This window comes from Saccharomonospora sp. NPDC046836 (assembly GCF_040645195.1).
GTDB lineage: Bacteria > Actinomycetota > Actinomycetes > Mycobacteriales > Pseudonocardiaceae > Prauserella_A.
Genome location: NZ_JBEYXW010000005.1, coordinates 206,776 through 228,317 on the forward strand (window position 1 = coordinate 206,776; position 21,542 = coordinate 228,317).

17 protein-coding genes are annotated in these 21,542 nt (G+C 70.3%); 12 read left to right on the forward strand and 5 right to left on the reverse strand.

All coding sequences use genetic code 11. The features are described from left to right. Positions 1 to 147: 147 nt before the first annotated feature. Genes ABZ863_RS09275 through ABZ863_RS09285 form a run of 3 tightly spaced genes read left to right on the forward strand, consistent with a single transcriptional unit; the run spans position 148 to position 4,195 of the window. Positions 148 to 1,308, forward strand: coding sequence for an ROK family transcriptional regulator (locus ABZ863_RS09275; RefSeq protein WP_358533175.1), 1,161 nt, complete (start codon positions 148 to 150; stop codon positions 1,306 to 1,308). Further along, entirely contained in the window at positions 1,305 to 2,672 is a 1,368-nt protein-coding gene (locus ABZ863_RS09280) for a sulfatase (RefSeq protein ID WP_358532860.1), read from the forward strand. The genes ABZ863_RS09275 and ABZ863_RS09280 overlap by 4 nt, the downstream gene beginning before the upstream one ends. 47 nt (positions 2,673 to 2,719) lie before the next feature. Beyond that, positions 2,720 to 4,195, forward strand: a complete 1,476-nt coding sequence (locus ABZ863_RS09285) for a sulfatase-like hydrolase/transferase (RefSeq protein ID WP_358532863.1) — start codon at positions 2,720 to 2,722, stop codon at positions 4,193 to 4,195. An 86-nt stretch (positions 4,196 to 4,281) separates the two neighbouring features. On the opposite strand, the gene ABZ863_RS09290 is transcribed toward ABZ863_RS09285, so the two are convergent. The 3 genes from ABZ863_RS09290 to eccCa are packed head-to-tail and all read right to left on the reverse strand — an operon-like array spanning position 4,282 to position 9,899. Next, complete coding sequence (locus ABZ863_RS09290) at positions 4,282 to 5,580, reverse strand: hypothetical protein (RefSeq protein WP_358532866.1); 1,299 nt, start codon at positions 5,578 to 5,580, stop codon at positions 4,282 to 4,284. Positions 5,581 to 5,583: 3 nt separating this feature from the next. Then, positions 5,584 to 5,928, reverse strand: a complete 345-nt coding sequence (locus tag ABZ863_RS09295; RefSeq protein ID WP_358532870.1) for a hypothetical protein — start codon at positions 5,926 to 5,928, stop codon at positions 5,584 to 5,586. Beyond that, positions 5,925 to 9,899 carry a type VII secretion protein EccCa gene (gene eccCa / locus ABZ863_RS09300; protein ID WP_358532873.1) on the reverse strand — a complete coding sequence of 1,325 codons (3,975 nt, stop codon included), beginning with the start codon at positions 9,897 to 9,899 and terminating at the stop codon, positions 5,925 to 5,927. Before eccCa ends, ABZ863_RS09295 begins: the two co-directional genes overlap by 4 nt. Positions 9,900 to 10,110: 211 nt before the next feature. On the opposite strand from eccCa, the gene ABZ863_RS09305 reads away from it, so the two are divergent. The 8 genes from ABZ863_RS09305 (at position 10,111) to mycP (ending at position 17,195) form a co-directional block, all read left to right on the forward strand. Beyond that, positions 10,111 to 10,647 carry a hypothetical protein gene (locus ABZ863_RS09305; RefSeq protein WP_358532876.1) on the forward strand — a complete coding sequence of 179 codons (537 nt, stop codon included), beginning with the start codon at positions 10,111 to 10,113 and terminating at the stop codon, positions 10,645 to 10,647. A gap of 33 nt (positions 10,648 to 10,680) precedes the next feature. Further along, positions 10,681 to 10,977, forward strand: coding sequence for a hypothetical protein (locus ABZ863_RS09310; protein ID WP_358532879.1), 297 nt, complete (start codon positions 10,681 to 10,683; stop codon positions 10,975 to 10,977). 389 nt (positions 10,978 to 11,366) lie between these two features. Continuing rightward, positions 11,367 to 12,773 (forward strand): NucA/NucB deoxyribonuclease domain-containing protein, encoded by a 1,407-nt coding sequence (locus ABZ863_RS09315; RefSeq protein ID WP_358532882.1) that lies wholly within the window; start codon positions 11,367 to 11,369, stop codon positions 12,771 to 12,773. A 189-nt stretch (positions 12,774 to 12,962) separates the two neighbouring features. Then, positions 12,963 to 14,558, forward strand: coding sequence for a hypothetical protein (locus ABZ863_RS09320; RefSeq protein WP_358532885.1), 1,596 nt, complete (start codon positions 12,963 to 12,965; stop codon positions 14,556 to 14,558). 26 nt (positions 14,559 to 14,584) lie between these two features. Further along, complete coding sequence (locus ABZ863_RS09325) at positions 14,585 to 15,160, forward strand: hypothetical protein (protein ID WP_358532888.1); 576 nt, start codon at positions 14,585 to 14,587, stop codon at positions 15,158 to 15,160. Positions 15,161 to 15,179: 19 nt separating this feature from the next. Continuing rightward, complete coding sequence (locus ABZ863_RS09330) at positions 15,180 to 15,560, forward strand: YbaB/EbfC family nucleoid-associated protein (protein WP_358532891.1); 381 nt, start codon at positions 15,180 to 15,182, stop codon at positions 15,558 to 15,560. Further along, positions 15,560 to 15,898, forward strand: coding sequence for a hypothetical protein (locus ABZ863_RS09335; protein WP_358532894.1), 339 nt, complete (start codon positions 15,560 to 15,562; stop codon positions 15,896 to 15,898). Before ABZ863_RS09330 ends, ABZ863_RS09335 begins: the two co-directional genes overlap by 1 nt. A 4-nt stretch (positions 15,899 to 15,902) precedes the next feature. After that, positions 15,903 to 17,195, forward strand: coding sequence for a type VII secretion-associated serine protease mycosin (gene mycP, locus ABZ863_RS09340; RefSeq protein ID WP_358532897.1), 1,293 nt, complete (start codon positions 15,903 to 15,905; stop codon positions 17,193 to 17,195). Between the two features lie 10 nt (positions 17,196 to 17,205). On the opposite strand, the gene eccB is transcribed toward mycP, so the two are convergent. Beyond that, the gene (gene eccB, locus ABZ863_RS09345; protein WP_358532900.1) at positions 17,206 to 18,609 is read right to left on the reverse strand and encodes a type VII secretion protein EccB; all 1,404 of its coding nucleotides are present in this window, start codon (positions 18,607 to 18,609) and stop codon (positions 17,206 to 17,208) included. A 3-nt stretch (positions 18,610 to 18,612) separates the two neighbouring features. Continuing rightward, positions 18,613 to 19,995 carry a type VII secretion integral membrane protein EccD gene (gene eccD, locus ABZ863_RS09350; protein ID WP_358532903.1) on the reverse strand — a complete coding sequence of 461 codons (1,383 nt, stop codon included), beginning with the start codon at positions 19,993 to 19,995 and terminating at the stop codon, positions 18,613 to 18,615. Positions 19,996 to 20,137: 142 nt separating this feature from the next. On the opposite strand from eccD, the gene ABZ863_RS09355 reads away from it, so the two are divergent. Next, positions 20,138 to 21,538, forward strand: a complete 1,401-nt coding sequence (locus ABZ863_RS09355) for a protein kinase (protein WP_358532906.1) — start codon at positions 20,138 to 20,140, stop codon at positions 21,536 to 21,538. Positions 21,539 to 21,542: the final 4 nt, after the last annotated feature.

Here is a 21,542-nt window from a genome sequence, read left to right on the forward strand (position 1 = left end):
AGGTCTTGGTCTTCGTCAAGTCCTCTCGGACGGAGCCGCCTTCAAGCACCCCTCTGTGCTGGTTGTTCTTTTTTTCCGTTGAGAAGTATGTTGCTGCTACAGTCACTCGCGTCGCTACGGTGCGAGGGAAAGGAGACTGGTGTGGCCATGCTCAGTCGCGGCCGGTCGCGCGGTCCCTACGAGGCCGCCGTGCTGCGCACCCTGCGGGAGGCCGGGCCGTCCTCCCGGACCCGGATCTCCGAGATCACCGGGCTGTCGCAGGCGACTATCAGCAAGGCCGTCGGGACCATGGTCGACAAGGGGCTGCTGCGGGAGAGCGTTGCCGCGGAGCCGCGGATGGGCAGGCCATCGGTCACACTCACCCCGTCGGCCGACGCGGTGACCGTCTGCGGTGTCCAGATCGAGTACGGGACGATCCGCCTCGGCCTGGCCGACGCCGAGTCGCGGGTGCGCACAGTCCACTCCGTACCGTTCGACGTCACGGCCCAGCCTTCGGACGTACTGGACCTGATCGCCGCCGAGATCGAGCGCATGGTCGCCAAGGACGACGGTGCCCCGTGCATCGGCGTCGCCGTGGGTATCCCCGGTGCCGTCGACGAGGCAAGGCGGATCAACCGGCTGACTCTCAACCTCGGCTGGCGCGACGTCCCGATCGCCGACCACCTGGAGCGGAAGCTCGAGGTGCCGGTCGTGGTGGACCACCACGTCAGGCTGATGGCGCTCGCGGAGGCCCGGTACGGCGAGCGCGCGGGCAACGGCATCGCCTACCTCTACGTCCGGCAGGGCGTCGGGCTGGGCGTGGCGCCCGCCGGGAACGCCAGCTACACCGGCGGACCGGCCGGTGAGGCCTTCCTCGGGCACACCCGGGTCGTCGAGGACGGCGAGCTCTGCCGGTGCGGCGCCCGTGGCTGCCTGGAGACGATGGTGGCCGAGCCCTACCTGCGCGCCCGGCTGCGGCGTGCGGGGCACGCGGCGGCGGTGCCGGACGGCACCGCCGTGCTCGCCGGGTTGCACCGGCTCGCCGCCGAGGGTGACCCGGCCGCCGTCGAGATCGAGACCGACGTCGTCCGCCATCTCGCGAGCGCGCTGGCCACCGTCGTCAACCTGTTCACCCCCGATCTGGTGCTCGTCGGCGGCATTGTCGCCGAGGCCCCCGGATCGACCATCACCCGCATCCGTGAGCTCACCCGGGAACGGATCTTCCCGTTGCTGCGCGAGGACCTCCGGCTGGAGCCCGCGCACCACAGCGAGTCCGCCAGCGTCCGAGGTGCAGCCACACTCGCACTGGAGGTGTCGCACTACACATGACCGCACCCGACCGCGGCCGTCCGAACATCCTGCTGATCACCGTCGACGACATGGACGCGCGCAGTCCAGGCCGGTTCGGCGGGCCTGCAGGCCTCACCCCGAACCTCGACGCACTTGCCGACGCCGGCACGATCTTCACCGACGCGCACGTCGTCGCCGCGGTCTGCCAGCCGAGCCGGTCGGCGATCATGACCGGGCGGTATCCGCACAGCAACGGCGCCGAGGGCTTCGAGCCGATCCACGACGGCGTCCCGGTGCTCACCGACGGTCTGCGGGAAGCCGGGTACGTGCTCGGCATCCTCGGCAAGGTCACCCACCTGGCGCCGGTCGAGCGCTTCGGCTGGGACCACCAGCGCGACATGGCCGACCTGGGTATGGGGCGGGACCCGCAGCGGTACCGGGCATCGGCGGCGGAGTTCCTGGCCCGCGCGCGGGCCGAGGACCGGCCCTGGTTCCTGATGGCCAACATGCACGACCCGCACCGCCCGTTCCACGGCAGCGTGGCCGAGCGGGAGAAGTTCGGCGACGCTGTCGACGACTATCCGGACCCCGACGTGGTTCCGGCCCCCGGCGAGCACCCGCTGCCTGGCTTCCTGCCCGACGTCGACGGCGTCCGCACCGAGTACGCGCAGTACCTGGCCTCGGTACGCCGCTGCGACCAGGTGGTCGGCGCTGTGCTGGACGCGGTGCGCGAGGCGGGCCAGGAGGAGAACACGCTGATCGCGTTCCTGTCCGACAACGGCATGGCCTTCCCGTTCGCCAAGGCGAACTGCTACCTGCAGAGCACAAGGACCCCGTTCGTGCTGGTCTGGCCGGGGGTGACGACACCGGGCACCGTCCAGGACACCGCCCGGATCACGATGCTGGACCTGCTCCCCACCTTCTGCGAGGCGGCAGGAATCGCGGTGCCCGAGGGCGCGACCGGCCGGAGCCTGCGCGCGGCGGTGCGCGGCGAGCGGACGCCGGACGAGACCGTGTTCACCGTCTTCCACGAAACCTCGGCCAAGCGCCGCTACGAGATGCGCTGCGCACAGGACTCCCGCTACGGCTACATCTGGAACGCCTGGTCCGACGGGACGCGGGAGTACCGAGCGGAGAACATGGACGGGCTGTCCTGGCCGGCCATGCAGGACTCCGACGACCCCGCGGTCGTCCGCCGTCGCACCTTCTACCTCCAGCGCGCACCGGAGGAGCTCTACGACCTGAAGGCGGACCCGCATTCCTTGGCCGATCTCAGTGCCGACCCGGCGTACCGGGCGGTTGTCGAGGACTACCGGGAACGGATGCGGGCCTGGATGGCCGAGTCCGGGGACCCGTTGCGCGAGCGGTTCGAGCGCGAGGTCGCCGCATGCCCGGCGTCCTGACCCGCACGCTCCCGCCCCTCACCCGACCCGTCACCCGGAGGTAGCCGATGTCCGCGAGCCGGATCCCGGTACAGAGCAGCACCCAGCAGTCCGACAGCCGCCCGAACGTCGTCCTGATCATCACCGACCAGCAGCGCTTCGACACGATCGCGACCCTCGGTCACACGTGGGTCGACACCCCGAACCTGGACCGCCTTGTCGAGGGCGGTGTCGCGTTCACCCGCAGCTACGTGACGTCGCCGTCGTGCGCCCCCTCCCGGGCGAGTCTGTTCTCGGGGTTGTACCCGCACACCACCGGCGTGCTGCGCAACGACGAGCCGTGGCACCACTCCTGGGTCGAGCAGCTCGCCGACTCCGGCTACCGCTGTGTGAACGTCGGCAAGATGCACACCTACCCCTACGAGGCCTCGGTCGGCTTCCACGAGCGGCACGTCGTGGAGAACAAGGACCGCGACACCCCGCGGTTGCCGTTCTATCTCGACACCTGGGACAAGGCGTTGTGGGCGTGCGGGGTGCGCAAGCCGAGCCGGGTCACCTACGCCGAGCGCGACGACTACGCCGACCGGCTCGGTGCCTTCGAGTGGGAGCCCCCGGCGGACCTGCACGCCGACGCGTTCGTGGGCGGGCTGGCGACGATGTGGCTGGACCGCTGGCGTGGTGACGACCCGTTCTTCCTGCAGGTCGGGTTTCCCGGTCCGCACCCGCCCTACGACCCGACTCCGGAGGCACTGGGCCCTTACCGCGACCGGGAGGTCCCGATGCCGCATCGGACACCCGAGGACCTGGCGGCCCAGCCGTCCGCCCTGCGGCAGCTGCGCGAACACCATCAGGCGGTCGACCACGACGCGATCGTCCACCTCGCGGACCCGTCCGAGGAGCAGTTACGCCGCCAGCGCAGGCACTACGCCGCCAACGTCACGATGATCGACGAGCAGGTGGGCCGGATCGTCGACACATTGGAGCGGCGAGGGGTGCTGGACCGGACGGTGATCGTGTTCACCTCCGACCACGGCGACTGCCTCAACGACCACGGCCACAGTCAGAAGTGGACGATGTACGAGCCAAGCGTGCATGTCCCGCTGATCGTCTGGGGGCCAGGCGCTGGGGTGACGGCAGGGCGGCGGCGGGACGGCCTGACCTCGCTGATGGACATCGGTCCGACGATCCTGGAGCTGGCCGGCCTCGAGCCTCCGGCGTGGATGGAGGCCGAGTCACTGGTTCCGGCGCTGAGGGAGGGCGAGTGGGCCGGGCGCGAACTCGTGTTCTCCGAGCACGCCCGCGACCGCATCCTCTCCGGTACCGCGCTGATGACGATGGTGTTCGACGGCCGCTGGAAACTGGTCGAGTACCTCGATCCCGACGAAGGTCAGCTGTTCGACCTCGTCGAGGACCCGTACGAGGAAACCGATCTGTGGGACGACCCCGGCCACCGGGCCACCCGGGACGAGCTTCTGGTCCGGATCGCCCGGTGGCGGGCGGACAGCGCGATGGCGACATCGACCTGGGCGGCAGCGTTCCGTTAGGTACTCCTCGCTGCCGGCGCGTTGTCGGTCAGGACCTGTTCGATGGTGATGTCCAGGTTCTGTCGGATTCATGCTGGCGGACCGGGTCAATGCCGTCGGCGGCGTCGCATCGGCGGTTCCTCGACGGGGTCCGGCTTCAACGGGGAGGCGGCACCGGGGTTCGCGACCTGCCAGACCTCGCGGTCGAGCACCTGTTCGGCAGGCTCCGGCATGCCGCGCTTCGTGCTGGACATCGCGATCGGACGAAAGCCGCCCGCCGCTGGGTCGGCAAGAGCGGACCTGCCGCGAAGCCGTGCGGGCACGCCGGGTGCGCCCGCCGGCCTCTTCGACGTGCGCTCGCTGTCATCGAGGGAACGGGCGGGTCCGTTGCGCTTTCCCGCCGTCCGGCCGGCGCCGGGTGCCATCGGCATCATCATCATGGGCGGGATCATCCGGCCGGAGCCGGAGCCCGCAGACGGTCCCGCGCTGCCGGGTGCGGGGGCCGCCGGCGGTTGCGGCGCCTCCGGGGCGGATGGCGGTCCCGACAGCGACACAGGCTTCGCGGCCTGTTCGATCCGCGGCGGGAGGTCTGGGCCTGTCGTGTCCGGCAGCGAACCCGCTGACACGGCGCCCGGACCGGTCCCGCCCGCGTCGAGCTCGCCACCTGCGAGCGTGCTCGGGTCGAAGACCCCGCCCGCGCGCGCGGGCGAGGCCCCCGAGGAGCCGGCGCTACCGCGCGGAGTGCCGTAGGCCGAGGAGCCGGGCGGGACTGCGACGAGACCAGGTATCGAGAGACTGCCCGGTGGCAGTGGTGACCCGGCGCCGGGTGCCAGCGTCATCGAGGGCAACGCGCCAGGTCCGGCGGCGGCGAGTGTGGGTTCGGCGACGGCGGCTTCCGTACAACACCCGTCGCCGCGGGAACCCGTTGTGGGGGCGTGGATCCCGGCCACACGCTGATCGCTGCCCGCGGCGCGGAGCACCGCGTCGGCGGCGGCCAGGAAGTAGTGGTCGAGCTCGGTCAGATGGACGGCACCCTCGTACTCGGCGCCCTCTGTCGCCTGCTCCGCGGTGCCGGTGAGCCGCGCGCGGGTCAGTAGGAGCTGCCTGGCGAGGTCGTCGAGGGCCAGCCACGGCTGGTGCTCGACAATCCTGGCGAGAGTCTCCTCGACCGCGGCTTGACGCCGCGTGGCTTGGCGGACGAACTCGACGCCGGTGGCGTCCGGCCAGCTCTCCCGCAGGCAGTCGAGCTCACGCCGCAGCGAGTCGGAGAGCGCGGTCAGCTCGTCCGCGATGGCACGCCACATCCGGCTCGCTCGTTCGACGCGCGCCAGATGGTTGTGCGCTTCCACGTCGCCCACGGCGAACTGGACCATGGCGGGCAGGCGTGTGTAGTCCATTCCGTCCATGTCTCATTTCTCCACGAGGACGACGCCGACAACCGCGCCCGTCACGGCCTGCGCACCGGCCCGGTCGGTGGTCAGGTAATCCTCGGCCGCCACCACGGCGGCCGCCCGGAGTGTCGCGATCGCCTCGCCGGTTTCCGTGAGGAAGTCGGTGAGTGTCAGCGTCGCGAGTACGTCGGCGGCCGAGAACGCCGCGCACGCCTGCGAACCGCCTTCGCACACCTGGGTCGGCGGTGGCGGGACGATCGTTTCGGGGGCGCTGAGCGCGGCGAGCCGTTCGGCGAACTGCCGCATGGCCTCCGGGTCTCCGTGCATTGCGTGCCGTGCCTCGCACATGGGTTCTCCGATCATCGGTGTTCGTTCGTGGGCAGCCAGGCGAGCTGCACGAGCTGTGGTGCGTGCCGCCTACGCGCCAGCCACGCTCTGCCTGGCGGGAGCACCTCGGGCTTGAGCCCGCCCCACAGCGGACCCTCGTCCTTGTCGCCGGACATGAGCAGGCCCGGCGAGCCGATGTCCCGTAGCCGTGAGACGAACGGCTCGAACAGTGCCCGGCTCGCCCCGCCGGTGCGCCGCGCCAGCACGATGTGCAGGCCGATGTCGCGCCCCTGCGGCAGGAAGTCCACAATGGGCAGTAACGGGTTGTCCAGCTGGCTGGCCACGAGGTCGTAGTCGTCGATCAAAACGAACAGCTCGGGACCCTGCCACCAACTCCGGTCGCGCAACTGGTCCGGCGTGACCTTCTTCCCGGGCAGCCGGACAGTCATCTCCTCGGCGACCTGTCGCATCAGGAGGGACGTCGAGTCTCGGTCGGTGCCGTAACCGATGAGGTGTTCCGATTCGACGTCGCCGAGCAGGCCGCGCCGGTGGTCGACCACGATCACCCTCGCCTGCCTGGGATCGTAGGTGTCGGTGATGGCGCGGGCCAGCGCACGGAGGAACGTCGTCTTGCCCGACTCGGTGTCGCCGAGGAGCACGAGGTGCGGGTCCGAGGCGAAGTCCAGCCGTACGGGCCGGAGATCGTGCTCCGCGATGCCGACGGCCAGGTGGTGTTTCGCGGCGTCGTGGGCGCCGGCGAGCTCGTTGTACGGCAACGTGGCGGGCAGCAGGCGCACCGGTCGCGCGGGTGGGCCCTGCCAGGCCGACGACACCGTGCGCACCAGCTCGCGCAGGCCGTCCGCGAGATCTGCGGGATCGTCGACGCCGTCGACACGGGGCAATGCGATCAGCAGCTGGTGCTTGGTCATCGTGACGCCGCGCCCCGGCTTGTCCTCGGGAACCTTGATCGCCGAGGCTCTGTCGACGATGCTGTCCACCGGATCGCCGATGTGCAGCTCGAGCTTGCTGCCGAACAGGTCCCTGATGTTCATGCGCAGGTCGAACGCCCGTGCCGCCGACACCACCAGGTGGACGCCGTAGGACAGGCCGCGTGCCGCGATGTCGGCGACCACGGCCTCCAAATCCTCGAACTCGGTGCGCACAGTGGACCAGCCGTCGATGACCAGGAACACATCACCCCAGTGGTCGCCGCTGTCGCGCTCCTTCCGTAGCCGGCGGTAGGCAGCCATTCCGTCGATGTCGTGTTCGGCGAACGCGCGTTCCCGTTGTGCGATCAGGGTCCTGATCTCGGCGATCGTCCTGCGCACCGCCGGGATGTTCTGCCTGCCCGCGACCCCGCCGACGTGGGGAAGATCGCGAACGGAGTTGAGCGTCCCACCGCCGAAGTCAAGGCAGTAGAACTGCACCTCGTGTGGCGTGTGGGTCAGAGCGAGGCTGGTGATGATCGACCGCAGCGCGGTGCTCTTGCCCGACTGTGGCCCTCCGATCACCAGCACGTGACCGGCCGATCCGGACAGTTCGAGCACGAGCGGGTCGCGGCGCTGCTCCAGTGGCCGGTCGACGACACCGATGATCGCACGCAGACCGCCGGCCAACCGTTCGTGTGCCGAGCCGAAGCCACGGTCGTCGTCGTGGACCAGTTTCGGCAGGAGCTGGTCGAGCGCCGGCGACGTGTCCAGCGGTGGCAGCCAGACCTGATGAGCCGGTGTGCCGCGGCCGCGCATGCGCTCGACGATGATGTCGAGCAGGCTCTCGCCGACGGGCTCCTCCGTGTCGCGCGGTTCCTCGTCGGAGTCGTCGCGCTCGAGCGCGGGCGCGAGATACTGTGTCGAGTAGGTGAGCAGGTCGGGCGCGCTGTCGTCACTCGCGCCGACCAGCCCCGCCTTGGGTGCGCGATGCGCGCCGGAGACGTAGGCGGAGCGGAACCGGATCAGAGAATCGTTGTCGGACTTGAGGAATCCGTGCCCGGGCGCGCGTGGCAGCTTGAACGCGTCGCCGGCGCCGAGCACGGTCCGGCTCTCCATCTCGGAGAAGGTACGCAAGCCGATGCGATACGACAGATGCGTCTCGAGGCCCCGCAGCCGGCCTTCGTCGAGGCGCTGACTGGCCAGCAGGAGATGCACGCCCAGCGACCGGCCGACACGTCCGATCTGGACGAACATGTCGATGAAGTCCGGTTTGGCCGACAGTAGTTCGCTGAACTCGTCGCAGATCACGAGGAGGGTGGGCACCTCGGGCAGGGGAGCGCCGGTCGCCCTGGCCCGCTCGTACTCGCGCAGCGAGGAGAAGTTGCCCGCCGCCCGCAGCAGCTCCTGCCTTCGCAGCAGCTCACCGTTGATCGCGTCGGTCATCCGGTCCACGAGATGCAGCTCGTCGGCGAGGTTGGTGATGACGGCACTCGTGTGCGGCAGCTTGTCGAGTGTGCCGAACGTGGCGCCGCCCTTGAAGTCGACGAGCGCGAAGTTCAGCGAGCTCGGCGGGTGCGACACGGCGAGCGCGAGCACGATGGTGCGCAGCAGCTCACTCTTGCCTGAACCTGTCGCGCCGATGAGCAGGCCGTGCGGCCCCATACCGTCCAGAGCGGACTCCTTGAAGTCCAGCTCTACGGGCGTCCCGTCGGTGCGGATGCCGAACCGGATCCGCAGCCGGTCCTTGGTCGGCCTTTGGATCCAGGTTCCTGTCGGGTCGAACGTGCGCGGGTCGCCGATGTCGAGAAGCTCGGCGAGGTCGAGGTCTGTGCTCATCGGTGCGTCGCCACGCCTGCCCGCGCTTGCTCGCAGCGGTGCCAGCTGGCGGGCGAGGCCTTCTGCAGCGGGCACGTCGAGCGCGTCGGCCCAGCCCAGGTCGACCGTGCCCTCGATGGTCTCGCTGGCGAGCGCGCCGTCGTGGCCGACATGGAGAACGATGGTGGCCGGGTCGAGCGCGCGCGGCGGCGTCCCTCCGACGTCGATGACCGTGACACCTTCGCGCCCGCCTTCGGCCAGTACGCTGTCGGAGCCCGCGGTCGACCCGCCGTCCACGACCACTACGACGTGGGGCAGGGTGTCGCGGTTGTCGACCGAGGCATCGAAACGCCTCCGGTTGCCCAGGAGGTCGTCGATCATCGCCTCGATCGAGACGATCGACGGTGCGACGAGCCTCAGCGGGCCGACGGCGTCCGTCCTTTCCGGATGGAGTGCGTGCGGCAGCCACTTGAGCCAGTCCCATTGCGCGTGTGTGACGGTGCTCGGGCAGGCTGCGATGCGGAGGTCGTCGGGTGTCTGTAGCGACGCGAGTTGCGAGAGAATCGCGCGCACCAGCGCCACCGAGCGGGCGCGGTCGCCGCGGATATAGATCCGGCTGAAACCGTTGACGGCCATGGCGAGTGGCAGCCCGGGGATGGCCGTGTAAGTGGTGAGGAAACGGCGCAGCGCGAGCGCGGACAGCGGTTCCAGCTGTTCCAGGGGCTTGGCCTCGGGCGGGACGAGCGTGATCGCCGGGCGCTGTGGCCCGGTGCCGATCCGCGCCACCCCGAAGTCCGCGTCGGCAGGACGGCGTTCCCACAGCCGGTAGCTCGCGACGAGTGACAGCAGCGCCGCCGGTTCCGGATGCAGGTAGACCAGGGCATCCCGCTGGCGGTGGATGGCTCGGGTGAGGCGTAGGCGGTGCTGTCCCAGATGGCGGAGGAAGTCCCGCCGCTGCAATCCCATCTCCCGTTTGCTCGGTCCGGACGAGTTGAGCAGTGCGATCCCGAGCATCCCGAGCATTCCGACGCCGAACAGCCCCATGACCACCAGCCGCAGCGTGCTCGAGCTGCCGCCGAAGCTCCCGGAGAACAGCAGCATCATCGCCGCCATCATGGCGATCATCGGGATCACCATGAGCAGCTGCGTCCACTGCCGGCCGCCCGGGCGCGGGATCTCGGGCGGCGAGTCCAGGATGAGCTCGCCCGTGGGGGATTCCGGAGCGGGCCTGCGAACCGGCCTGCGTACGACGACGGCGCCCATCCCCAACCCCTTCGCGAGAGTTCCGATGTCAGCGATTCTCCCGGCGGGCCCCGTCGGGCGCGGCCCCGTGGCAGGAACGTGCCGTACGAGTCTGTCCGCCGCGCGAACGCGGTTAGCTCGGTTCGTGTCCGCACTCCACTCTGGATCAGCGGGCACAGGACGGCGCAAGCCGTAGGAATGGAAGGAGAAGGCTGTGTTCGCTGGTGGCGGGATGGACGCCGACACAGACACACTGGCCCGTGTGGTCCAGATGGCAACGGTGGTCGTTCAGGAGATCGAAGGGAACCGCGGCAGACTCGAGAGCGAAGTGAACTCCGTGATTCCCGCGCGGTGGAACATGGAGCAGTCCCAGGCGCTGCTCGTAGCGCACAAGAAATGGGACATGGCGATTCGCAACCTGTGTCAGAAGCTCGAGAAGCTGGGCGGGGACACCAGGTTCGCCATGAACGACTACATCGATGCCGATCAGCAGGGTGCCGCGTGCTTCAACGGCGTCGAGGACCGCGGGTTCGGCGGCGGAGGGATGAGCGGGTTCGGCGGTCTTGGTGGCGGTTTCGGGTCCGATCTCGGCCTCGGCGGCGACTCGGGCTTCGACTTCGGCGACGGGGACTCCGACAGGGGTGACGACGGCAGCGACGACAAGGGTGACGGCGATGGCGATGGCGACGGTGGTGGCGGCGGAAGTGGCGGCGGGGGCGACTCCTCGGGTGAGACCTACGCGTTCGCCGGGCTGCTCCGCGCCATCTGACCGGACCGTGTCGAGGACAAAAGGGAGTGACTCATGACTCGTAAACTTGCGATGTTCGGCGCGTTGGATGCCCTGTCGGCCAACATGAACGGCTGTGTCAACGGTGTCCAGCAGTCGATCGACTCCTGGGGGCAGGCCTCGGGAATGACGCAGGCCGACTGGCTCGACCAGGCGGGTGGTCAGTTCGCCGAGATCAGTAAAGCCTGCCAGCAGGTGATGGCTGCCGGACAGGACCTGATGCAGGCGATGAACCAGGGCGTGCAGAGCTGTAACCACGAGAACATGGCAGCGGTGCAGCGTTCCTGCGGGCGGCTCGGTTCGGGTATGTGACGGCCGAACGCCGACGATGTCCCGGTGCACGCGAGTGCACCGGGACATCTTCTTGTGCTGTGGCTGCTTTTCCGCGGTGACCGGAACAGGTCACGATGCTCCACGCTCACCCATGGTGGCAGACGATGGGCTGACGACCGAACGGGGTGATGATCGAGGGGGGCACGATGGCCGAACCACCCGCTGCCGACAGTGGAGGTAGTGCGCCGCCCGAAGCCGAAGCGCCCGCACCGGCGGAGAGTGACGCATCGCCGGCCCCAGCGGAGGAGAGCGCTCCGGCGGAGAACAGCGGGGCATCGCCGCCAGAGAGCGACGCCCCAGCAAGGGATCCTGAACCCGCACCGTCGGAGGAACCCGCGGAGGAGAGGACCCAGCCGGAGAGCGCGCCGATGGAAGGGGATCCGCCTGCAGAGGCTCCCGCAACCGAGGAGCGAACGGATCAACAGTCCACATCGGACGATGTTGGGCCGGAGGAGCAGGCAGCGCCGGCCGAGGGCGGAGACTCCACTCCGGAGCAGGGAGAACCAGGCAGCGCGGGGCAGCCGGCTGGCGCCGACGGTCAGGAGGGGGAGCACAGCGACTTCGCCGACGAGGTGAACGCGCAGGCGCCGCCGCCGGGGCCGCCGGACCGGCTCTACGAAATCGGTGACTCGTGGAGGCAGGCCGGCGACGATGCCCAGGGAGCACGTGACGAGGCGGAGCGCTTTGCGAGCGCGACCCAGCCTGACTGGCGCGATCCGGCCGGCAACGCGACCCGCGACCGCGCGGCCGCATCGGCCACAGAGGCCGAGGCGGCGGCCGCCGACGCCAAGGCGATGAGCGAGCACGCGACCGCGAGCGCCGACGAGATCGCCAGGGCGAGGCAGGACGGGCAGGCGGCCATCGGGCAGGCGGAGAGCCAGGACGCGATCGGGCAGGCGCTGCTTCCGGAAGCGGAGCGCGATCTCGTCCGGCGGCGTCTCGTCGCCCAGACCGCCAACGAGAACCAGCAACGCTACGCGGCCGCCGCGGACAACGTCAGGCAGCGAGGGCAGCAACTCGAGGTAGCCGGGACGCAGGCGGGCGGCCCGGCGGAAGTGCCCGCCCAGCGCGGAAACGGGGCCAGGGGGCAAGGACCCGGGTCGGAGGTCCCCGACGCCGCTTCCTTGCGCGCAGGAGGAAACCTTGCGAGCCTCACGAGCCGGACGGTCGACGAGGCGGCCGGGAGCATGGTGGAGACCACTGCGAATATCGTCGACCGCGCGTCCAAATGGCTGAGTGACGTGACCGGAAACGATACGATCGAGGCCGTTGCCGACGTGGTTACGCCGGAGATGTCCGAGTGGCTCGGCGGCCAGGCTGCAGACGGCGTGCTCAACGCCGGCTCATGGCTACGGAACGAGGCTTATAAGACGGCGCGAGCCTTGGACGGCCAGGATCCTCCGCTGGAGGTGTACCTGGACACGGAGCGGCATCAGCATTCGCTGCAGCACATCAACGAGGCACGCGACGGCAAGATCTGGTCGGGTAACCATTACACGCCTGGTGAGCCCAAGCTGGACCCGCTCACGGTCGAGAGGGATGAGGCCAAGTCCCGTCGGAACGCATCCTTGCGCGGCATACCGTACGGCTGGGAGGTTGGCCTGCCCAGGCATGACCGGGACGAGTATCCGTTGGCGATGACCGAGGAGGGCGGAGCGGGCGCCAGCGTGAAGCACATACCGCGCTCGGACAACCGCAGTGCCGGATCGACCATCGGACACCAAACGAGCAATCTCAGCGACGGGGATCGATTCGTGATCAGGGAGACGGAGTGATCACGTGTTCTCGACGAGCCTTCGAAGCGCGGGCTCGCTGATGGCCTGTTGTGCTTCGGCCAGTGCCTGTTCGGAGGCCAGGTAGCGATCGAGGCTGACCGGAACAGGTCAACGGCCGCGAATCGTGCCTTCGGCTCGTGACAATCGAGTTCGGCGAGATATCGGTCCACTGTCCAAGGAGAACTGAGCATGGCCGACGAACCAGGAGAGAGCGGCTCGGCGCCCGCGGAGCCAGCGCCTGCCGAACCGGCACCCGCCGAGCCGGCACCCGCCGAGCCAGCGCCTGCGGAGCCGGAGAGCTCCGAACCGGCGCCGGCCGACGGCGGCGGCGATGACGCTGGCGACGGTGGTGGCGAGGAAGCCCCGGCCGATGGTGGCGAGCCAGCCCCGCCGGAGGAAGGCGGCGACGCGGAGGCGCCACAAGAAGCGGAGGCACCGGAAGCTGCACCGCCCGCGGAAGAGCCGGGCGACTCGCCTGCCGATGGCGGGCAGGCCCAGGAGGGCGACCAACCGGTGGACGGGCAGCAGGAGCCCGCGGATGATCAGGAGCAGACCGGGGAACAGGAACAGAGCAGCGAACAGGAGCAACAGCCCGGACAGGATGGCGCCGCCGACGGTGAGCAGCAGGCAGGGACGCCGGACGAGTTCGAGCGGCGGGTGGCCGGTCAAGGGACGGAACGGCCGGACGTCAACCCCGACGCGATGCGTTCGATGGCCGACGAGCTCGGCTCTTCCGCCCAGGAGGGACAGCAGGCAGGCGATGAGGGCGCTGGCGCTGTCCGTTCCATGGAGCCGGATTGGACGGACGAGCCCGGCACGCAGGCGGCAGAGCGGGGCAACAGCGCGGCCGATGAGGCACGGGCGACCGGCGATGAGCTGCGTGATCTCGCGGAGCGGGTAGCGCAGGGCGCCGACATCGGTGAGCAGGTGGTCGCGGAGTGGGACAGCGAGGTCGAGCGCAATCGGCCACTGTTCGAGCTGGCGGGAAGCCTGCCGGTCGGTGAGCGCGAGGTCGCGGAAGAACGCGTGGTTCAGGAGACGGCCAGGGGCGCCAGCCAAGCGATCGAACGCGGCTCCGAGGCTATGCGGCAGATCTTCGGCGAGGACCCCCCGGAAGCCATGGCAGAAACTGGTGGCAGTGTCAGCGCGGGTGAGGTCACCGCGTCCGGTGAGCTGTCGGCGGGTGATCTAACGGCCTCCGGAAGCAGCACGCTGGAAGGGCCCTCCGCGGAGGGAGTGGCGAGCGCGACGGCCGGTCTTGACGGGCTGTCCGCGCAGGCGCAGGGGGGCGCGTACCTCGGTCGCTGGAACGGCGAGGGGAAGGCCAGCCTCGGCATCGCCGAAGCGAGCGGCGACGCGCAGGCCTCGGTGGGCGTCGAGGCCGGTGGCGAGGCCATACTGAACCACGAGGGCTTCAGTCTCGGAGGCGAGGCCTTTGCCGGCGGCAAGGCCGGTTTCAACGGGAACGTCGATGTCGGCGGCATCGGTGCCGGGGGCAGCGCCGAAGGCTGGGTGGGTATCGGGGCCGGCGCGAATGCGACTTTCGGGATGAAAGACGGGAAGTTCACCATCGGTGGTGAAGTCGGCGCCGCGTTGGGAATCGGCGGTAAGGTCTCCGGCGAGATCACGATCGACCCCGCCGCCGTTGCGGATACCCTCGGCGACGCGGCCGACACGATCGGAAGCTATACGGATTCCTTTGTGGACAGTGCGGAAGCGTCACTGGGTTACGTCGGCAACGCCATCGGGGACTTCTGGACCGACAACGGCTACGGCCGAGTCTGACAGCGGCGATCTGAGAGGAATGAGACATGGCAGCGACATTGCCTGTGCCGATCGAGTTCAGCCTGCCGGAAGGCTGGCGGGCAGCCCCACCCGACGAGGTCGGCGCCCCCGGCGTCGCGTTCGCCGCGCTGGCTCCGGGGCAGGTCGAGGGATTCATCGGCAACATCACTATCAGCGGCGACTACCGCGACGACCACGCCGACCTCCCGGCGATCGCCGACGAGTCGGTGGACAGGCTGGAGCGGAGCGCAGTCGTTCACGTCGCCGACCGGACACTGGTCGGCACGGAGCAAGCACCCGGACTTACCCAGCGGCTAGATATCGCGACGACCGTCAACGGGAACCCGGTCGATCTCGTGCAGTGCCAGGTGTATCTGGAGCTGCGGGACGTCGCCGAGCCACGTCGGCGCGTGATCGTCGAGCTCGCGCTGACCAGCACGCGCGGCGACTTCGGTGGCCTCGTCGGAGATTTCCAGGAGTTCGTGCGCGGCATCCGCACGCCGGAAGGCGAACAGCGCGACGAACAGCAAACCGACCAGCCGCGGGAGCCCCAACCGCGCCCAGCGCCACGGCACACCCGGGCCTCGGGCGAGAACAGCTGAGCACGGAAGGGAGAGAGCCATGAGACGACCGATGATAGACGCCGCCGCGCGGAAGGCGGGATACGAGAAGCTGCGCGATGATCTCCTCGAGATCAGGACCAGGATCGCTGACATCGAGGCCACCGCGGACTCGCCGGACGGACTGATCAGCGCCACGGTTGTCGGCAGGGGTGAGCTGGCGGAGCTGTACCTCGATCCCCGGATCTACCGGGCAACGGACTCCAAGGCGCTCGCGGAATCTATTGTGGACACCATCAAGGACGCGGTCGCGCGGTCGCGCGAGGACCTGTTCGAGATCACCCGCGAGTACCTGCCGCCCAACGCGAAGCTCGCGAACACCGATGTCCATACCGATGCGTTCATCCACCAGCTCGACAAGAAGATCGAGGGAGAACAGTGATGGCCGACTACGACATGGACCCCGATGCGGTCACGCTGAACATCAACCGGCTGCGTGCGGCCGGCGACGACTTCGCCAGCGTGTGGGCGAAGCGTAAGGAGGCGTTGCGGGCCAGCCAGGCCGGGGTGGGCAGCGACCTGATCGCGCAGGCCTTCCTCGAGAAGTACGTGCCGCTTGCGGAGAAGCTGACGACGAGGGCTGACGGCATCCCCACCGCCTACGGGGCGCTGTGCGACGACGTGCTCGGCTGCGTTACCGACTACCGGGCCGTCGACACCCAGGGCACCGGCGTTGTCAACCGCCTGGCCGGTACAGACGGCCGCGACCCGCTCGAGTAGCGCCATGCGCCGACTCAGCACTGTGACGACGGCCGCCGCGTTCGCGGCGGCCGTCGTCGGTTCCAGCACCGGTGTCGCGTTCGCCGCACCGCCACCAGGGGCCTGTGCCAACCCTGACCCGGCGAGTCCGTCGGTCAGCGAACTGCCCTGGGCCCAGCGCACACTCGACGCGCACGCCGTGCGGCAGCAGGCCACGGGCAGCGGTGTCGTCGTCGCTGTCGTGGACTCCGGTGTGGACGGTGACCACCCGCAGCTCGGTAAAGCCGGAAAAGTGCTGCGCGGACAGGACTTCTTCCTTGTCGGCGACCTACCGGGCAGCTTCGACTGCGTCTCGCATGGCACAGCCGTGGCGAGTATCATCGCCGCGCAGCCAGCCGACGGCGTCGGCTTCACCGGTCTGGCGCCCGACACCACAATTCTTCCTGTCCGCGTCAGCGAGAGCGACGCGACCGGCGAGGGTGGCACGCAGGCCATCGACCCGGAGGTGCTGGCCCGTGGCATCTGGTACGCGGCCGACAACGGTGCCGACGTCATCAACCTGTCCGTCGCGGGCAGCCTCGACAATCGTTTCGTGCGTGACGCGGTCCGGCACGCGCAGGCCAAGGACGTGGTCGTCGTGGCAGCCGTGGGCAACGCCCAGGAAGGCACGACCCCCGGCCCGCCGACCTACCCGGCCGGGTACGACGGGGTGCTCGGGGTGGGCGCGGTCGACATGACCGGGGCACGGCTGCCCAGCTCCCAGATCGGGCCACAGGTGGACATCGTGGCGCCGGGCGGGGGAGTGCTCGCGGCGGCGCGCGTGGGCGGGCATCAGTACCACGACGGCACCAGCTTCGCGGCGCCGTTCGTCGCGGCGACGGCCGCGCTCGTGCGGTCGGTGTGGCCAGAGCTGTCGGCCGAGCAGGTGGTCGAGCGGATTCTCGCCACGGCGACCCCTGCTCCCGGCGGCCGCGACAGCGCGGCCTACGGCGCCGGGCTGGTCAACCCTTATCGCGCGGTGACCGACGGTCTCGTCGACGCGCCGCCGGCCTCCGTTCCGCCGGTCGAGCGCCCCGTGGCCGACGCCGCGGAGCTGCGCGCCGCCGCATGGTGGGACGGCAGCACCTCGACGTCGCGGGTCGCGGCCGTTGTGACCGTCGCGGCGGCGGTGCTGGGGGCGGTCGCGGCCTTCGTGCTGATGCGTGGGCGTCGTACACGCTGGCAGCCCCGCCGCGCCGCGCTCCCACCCGCGGAGCCGGTGCGGGACGAGCTGCCCGACGAGATGTTCCTCGTTCCACCGCCACCGGCCGACAGCTGAGCAGCGGGCTCTAGCCTGCCAGCACCGCGGCAGGGTCGAGCCCGCTGCCCATCGGCACCCTGCCGACGATGCCGGCCGGCAACCGGGCGGGACGGGCATCGCCGTAGCCGAGAATGCCCAGCACCTCCCGGCCCGCGAGCGGGAAGGCCTCGCCTTGATCGGTGACCAGCACGAGCGTTCCGGCGTAGGCGTCCGGACTCGGCATCGCCTCAACCAGCGCGGCACGGCCCGGCTCGACGTGGATCGCATCCGCCATCGGCATGCCGCGTGCCGTACGGCCCGCGGTCGGGAGCGCCGTGGAATCCGGTAGCCGGGCATCGATGTTGATCGTCGGTGTCGGGGTACCCGGCTCGTACGTCGCGCAGAGTGTGTCGCCGCCGGCAAACCGCGGCCGCACGCGGGGTGCCGCAGCAGGGCCGGCGTCGCCCGCCGGGTCCAGCCGGGCGCTTGCGACCGCGGCGGGATCGAGCGGGATGCCAGAAGGAGCACCCGCCCCGTAGGCCTCCCTGGTCCGTGGATCGGCACGCTGCAGGTCGTACTGCAACGGGGAGATGGGCCGCAGCCGGTCGGTGTCCGCGAGGTAGTGCTCGGTGCCCCCGGAGGTCTCGACGACGAGCAGCTGTCCCACACGCAGGTCGTCCCGGTTCGGCACCGCCGTCGAGCGCGAGCCCGTGCCGGCCAGCCGGATCGGCGAGATCGGCTCGCCGGCCGGGAGGAGGTCCACGAGCGGCATGCTGGTCCTGGCCTTGGGTTCGGCCTGTAGCGAGAGCCCGGCGGCCACCGTGTCGGGGTGGTCGATGCGGTGCCGGTAGCCACCGGCGATCAGGTACTGCTCGCCGCTGTCAGTGACTTCCACCAGCACGGCATCCTCGCCCAGCGGTCTGCCGCCGCGCGCGCCCTCGCCGACCAGCAGGACGGATTCGTCCGTTGTGGACCCGGTGTCGTCCGGTACGGGCCGGGAGCAGATGCTCCAGCCACCCGTGAGCAGATTCTCCTTGGCAGGCAGCGCGTCGGGTGCGTCCGGGATCCCGATCCTCGGCCCGCGTGGCACGCCCGCCAGCGAGTCGCTCGACACCGACAGCGTCTCGGCGTGCTCGCCCAGCGCGAGCAGTGCCGACACGTAGTTCGTCACCGGGTGCAGCACCCCGTCCAGGTAGACGTACCGTGCCCCGGTCTCCTTGGCGACGATCACCGAGGGCCGGTCGCGCCACGTCGAGTTGCCACCGGGGTTGATCAGTCCGAACACGGCGACCGCGACCAGGGCGAGCCCGCCGAGCACGATGCTGCCGAGCGCGGCGCCGCCGGGCCGGCGAAACGGGGGCTGTTCCGGGTCGGGGTCGCGGGTGACCAGCGCCGAGATCGCGCGCTGGGCGAGGAACTGGTGCGCCTGCAGTAGGTCGCGTTTGGACGTCATGGGTCAGCCTCCGAGTCCGCGCATGAACCCGTACAAGCCGAGCACCGCGCACAGCACGGGTACGCAGGCCAGCACGATCGCCACCTCGAGCAGCTCCGCGTACCGGCCGAAGAAGGGGCTGGGCAACCGCCCGCTGTGGGTCAGTCCGGCCGTCACGGCGAGGCCGCTCACGACCAGCAGCGCGGGCGCGGTGACGGCGAGCACGTTCCCGGGTGCGGCCAGCACTGGGCCCGCCGCGAGTGCGCCCGCGCAGAACACCCCGGTGAGCAGCAGCGGCGCCCGGTGCCGTAGCGCCGGGTACAGGCGGGCGCGCAGGCAGAAGCCCACCGAGAGCATGGACAGCAGCACGATCACCGACGTGCTCGCCTCCTGCGCGACGACGAACAGGCACAGCACGGCGACGGTGGTGGCACCGGTGATCATGCCGGTCAGCAGCTGCTCCGCGCGGAGCACGGCGGCGTAGACCGCATGGCGTGATGGCTGCGGGTCGTCGCGCACGAGGTCGGCGGTCGTGCGGGGGAGCACCGGCATCGGCACCCTGCCCAGCCGGATCGACAGCGGACCGAACAGAGGGGAGAAGAGCAGCACCACTGTGGCGGCCACGGCGGCGCCGTCCACGCCGTCCAGCGCGTCGAGTGTCGCCAGCCACGACCCGAGCGCACCCATGGCGCTCGCGGTGATGCCGGCGAGGAACAGTTCGGCACGGTCGACCACGCCCAGATAACCCAGTACGGACGCGATCAGGAGCGCCGAGCAGCCCGCGAGCACGTGCGGCGCTCCGAACCAGGCGGGTTGTGGTCCGGTCCCGAGCAGCAGGGCGCCGCCCACGAATGAGAACGGCAGCGCCGGCGCGGCGACGGCGGCACCCGCGCTCGCGTCGCCAACTGCCCTCGCCAGCACGGTGCCGGCCAGCAGCAGCACCACGCCGAATCCGAGCGCGACCCACGCCGCCGCGTTCCACGGTGGTCCCGCCCGCGCCACAGCCAGCAACGCCAGCAGGGCAGCGAACCCGCCCGTCGCGAGCCCCGCGGTTCGCGTGTGCGCCGGGCCCCACAGGCGGCCGGTACGGCCGGTGCCCTGGGCGATCGTGTCGGCGAGATCGTCGTACTCCAGCTCCGGCCAATGTAGACGCCGCGGTACGAGGTGCAGCACATCGCCGTCGCGCACGGCGCTGGTGCCCAGCGTCTTGCCGAGTTCGAGGGCGGTGCCGTCGGTGCGCCGCAACAGCCAGCCACCGTCGGTCACCCCGTCGTCGGGCAGGTTCTCGCCCGCGCGCCGCAACAGCCCGGGAAGGAGCTCGGCCACGGTCGACCGCTCCGGCAGCGCGAGGTCGATCCGCCGGGCAGGCGCGTCGATGGTCACCCTGGCGAGGGGCGTGGTCGTCATCCGCTGAGTCCCTTCGGCGAAGTGAGGCGGTGGCAGCAAACGGCCGCTGAACCCACCGTGGAGGTCATCGCTGCTTACGATGACCGCGCGAGGACGGCGGCGGAACCGGGACGGCAGCTAGCGGACACGACGGGATGCCACAATGACCAGTGCGATGACGATGCTTTCCGGAAGCGACGAGCTGGTTCCCCTTGGCGATGGCCCGGTCGCCACGGTCTTCGCGGGCGTTGACGAACACACGGGAACGGCATTCGCGCTGAAGGTCTATCCCGGGCGCATCGACCGGCGTACGCGTGGTGAGCTCGACGCCGAGCTGCGCAGCCTCGCCGAGGTACGCACCCGTGCACACGTGCTCGTGGCCGATCGCGTCGAGGAACTGTCCGACGGCCGCTGCGCGCTGCGGATGGAGCTGTGCGCGCAGTCACTGCCGGAGCTGGTCGACTCGTTCGGGCCGCTCACGATCGCCGACACGCTGGCGCTGGGCAGCGGGCTGGCGACCGCGCTGGCGGCAGCGCACGCGGCGGGCATCGTGCATGGGGGTGTCACGCCGGGCAACGTCCTGTTCCACCCTTCGGGGGAGCCGGTGCTCGCCGACTTCGGACTCGCTATGCGGAACGCGTTCGCCGGCGACGTCACTGGTGCGGCCGACTTCCTCGCGCCGGAGACCGTGCGCGACGGTGCCCGCGATGAGCGGACCGACCTCTACGGTTTGGGCGCGGTGCTGTACTTCGCTGTCTCGGGTTCCTCGCCGTACCAAGGACGCCCCGGGGAACAGGCGGACGAGCGACTGCTTCGGACACTCAGTGGTGACCTGACTCCGCTGCAGCGGCCCGACCTGCCAGCCGGGCTCGGGCAGCTCGTCTCGGCGCTGCTGGCGAAGAACCCTGACGCGCGTCCCTTGGACGCCGCGACCGTGGCCGCCAGGATCGGCGCCGTGACAGGGCCCGCGCATGCCGAACCCGCGTTCGACGACTTCGGGCGCGCCGTCGCGGCGTCAACGCCGCCTCAGCGCGCTCCCGTCCCTGCTGCGGCGCCTGTCCCGCTCGCTGTCTCTGCCATGCCGCCCGGTCCGCCGCGCGGTCAGCTGCTCGTCCAGTTCGGGCCGAACGACCGGCCACGCACGACACCGAGGACCGGCCTCGTGCTCGCCGCGGTCGGGGCGCTGGCGGTACTGGCCGTCGCGGTGGTCGTCCTGCTGCTGAACCAACCTGCACAGCTCGATGTGCGCGGCGCTCCGCAACGCAGCGAAGAACGCGCCCCGGCCGCGCCCAGCGCCCCGCCCGTGCATCTCGAATTCGCCGACCCCGTAGACAAGGGCAACTACGTCGAGTTGTCCTGGAGCAGCAGCGAACCGCTCGACTACGCGATCGTTGTCGCGGCTGAGGGGGAGGAACAGCGCACGATCTTCGTGCAGCGGGCGACCGAGTACCGGATCGAGGTCGACCCGGTGAAGGGGTACTGCTTCCAGATCCAGGGCGCGAACAGCGCGGGGGTGTACACCAGCCAGTCGAAGCCGATCCACAACGCCACCTGCAAGATGTAGCGGC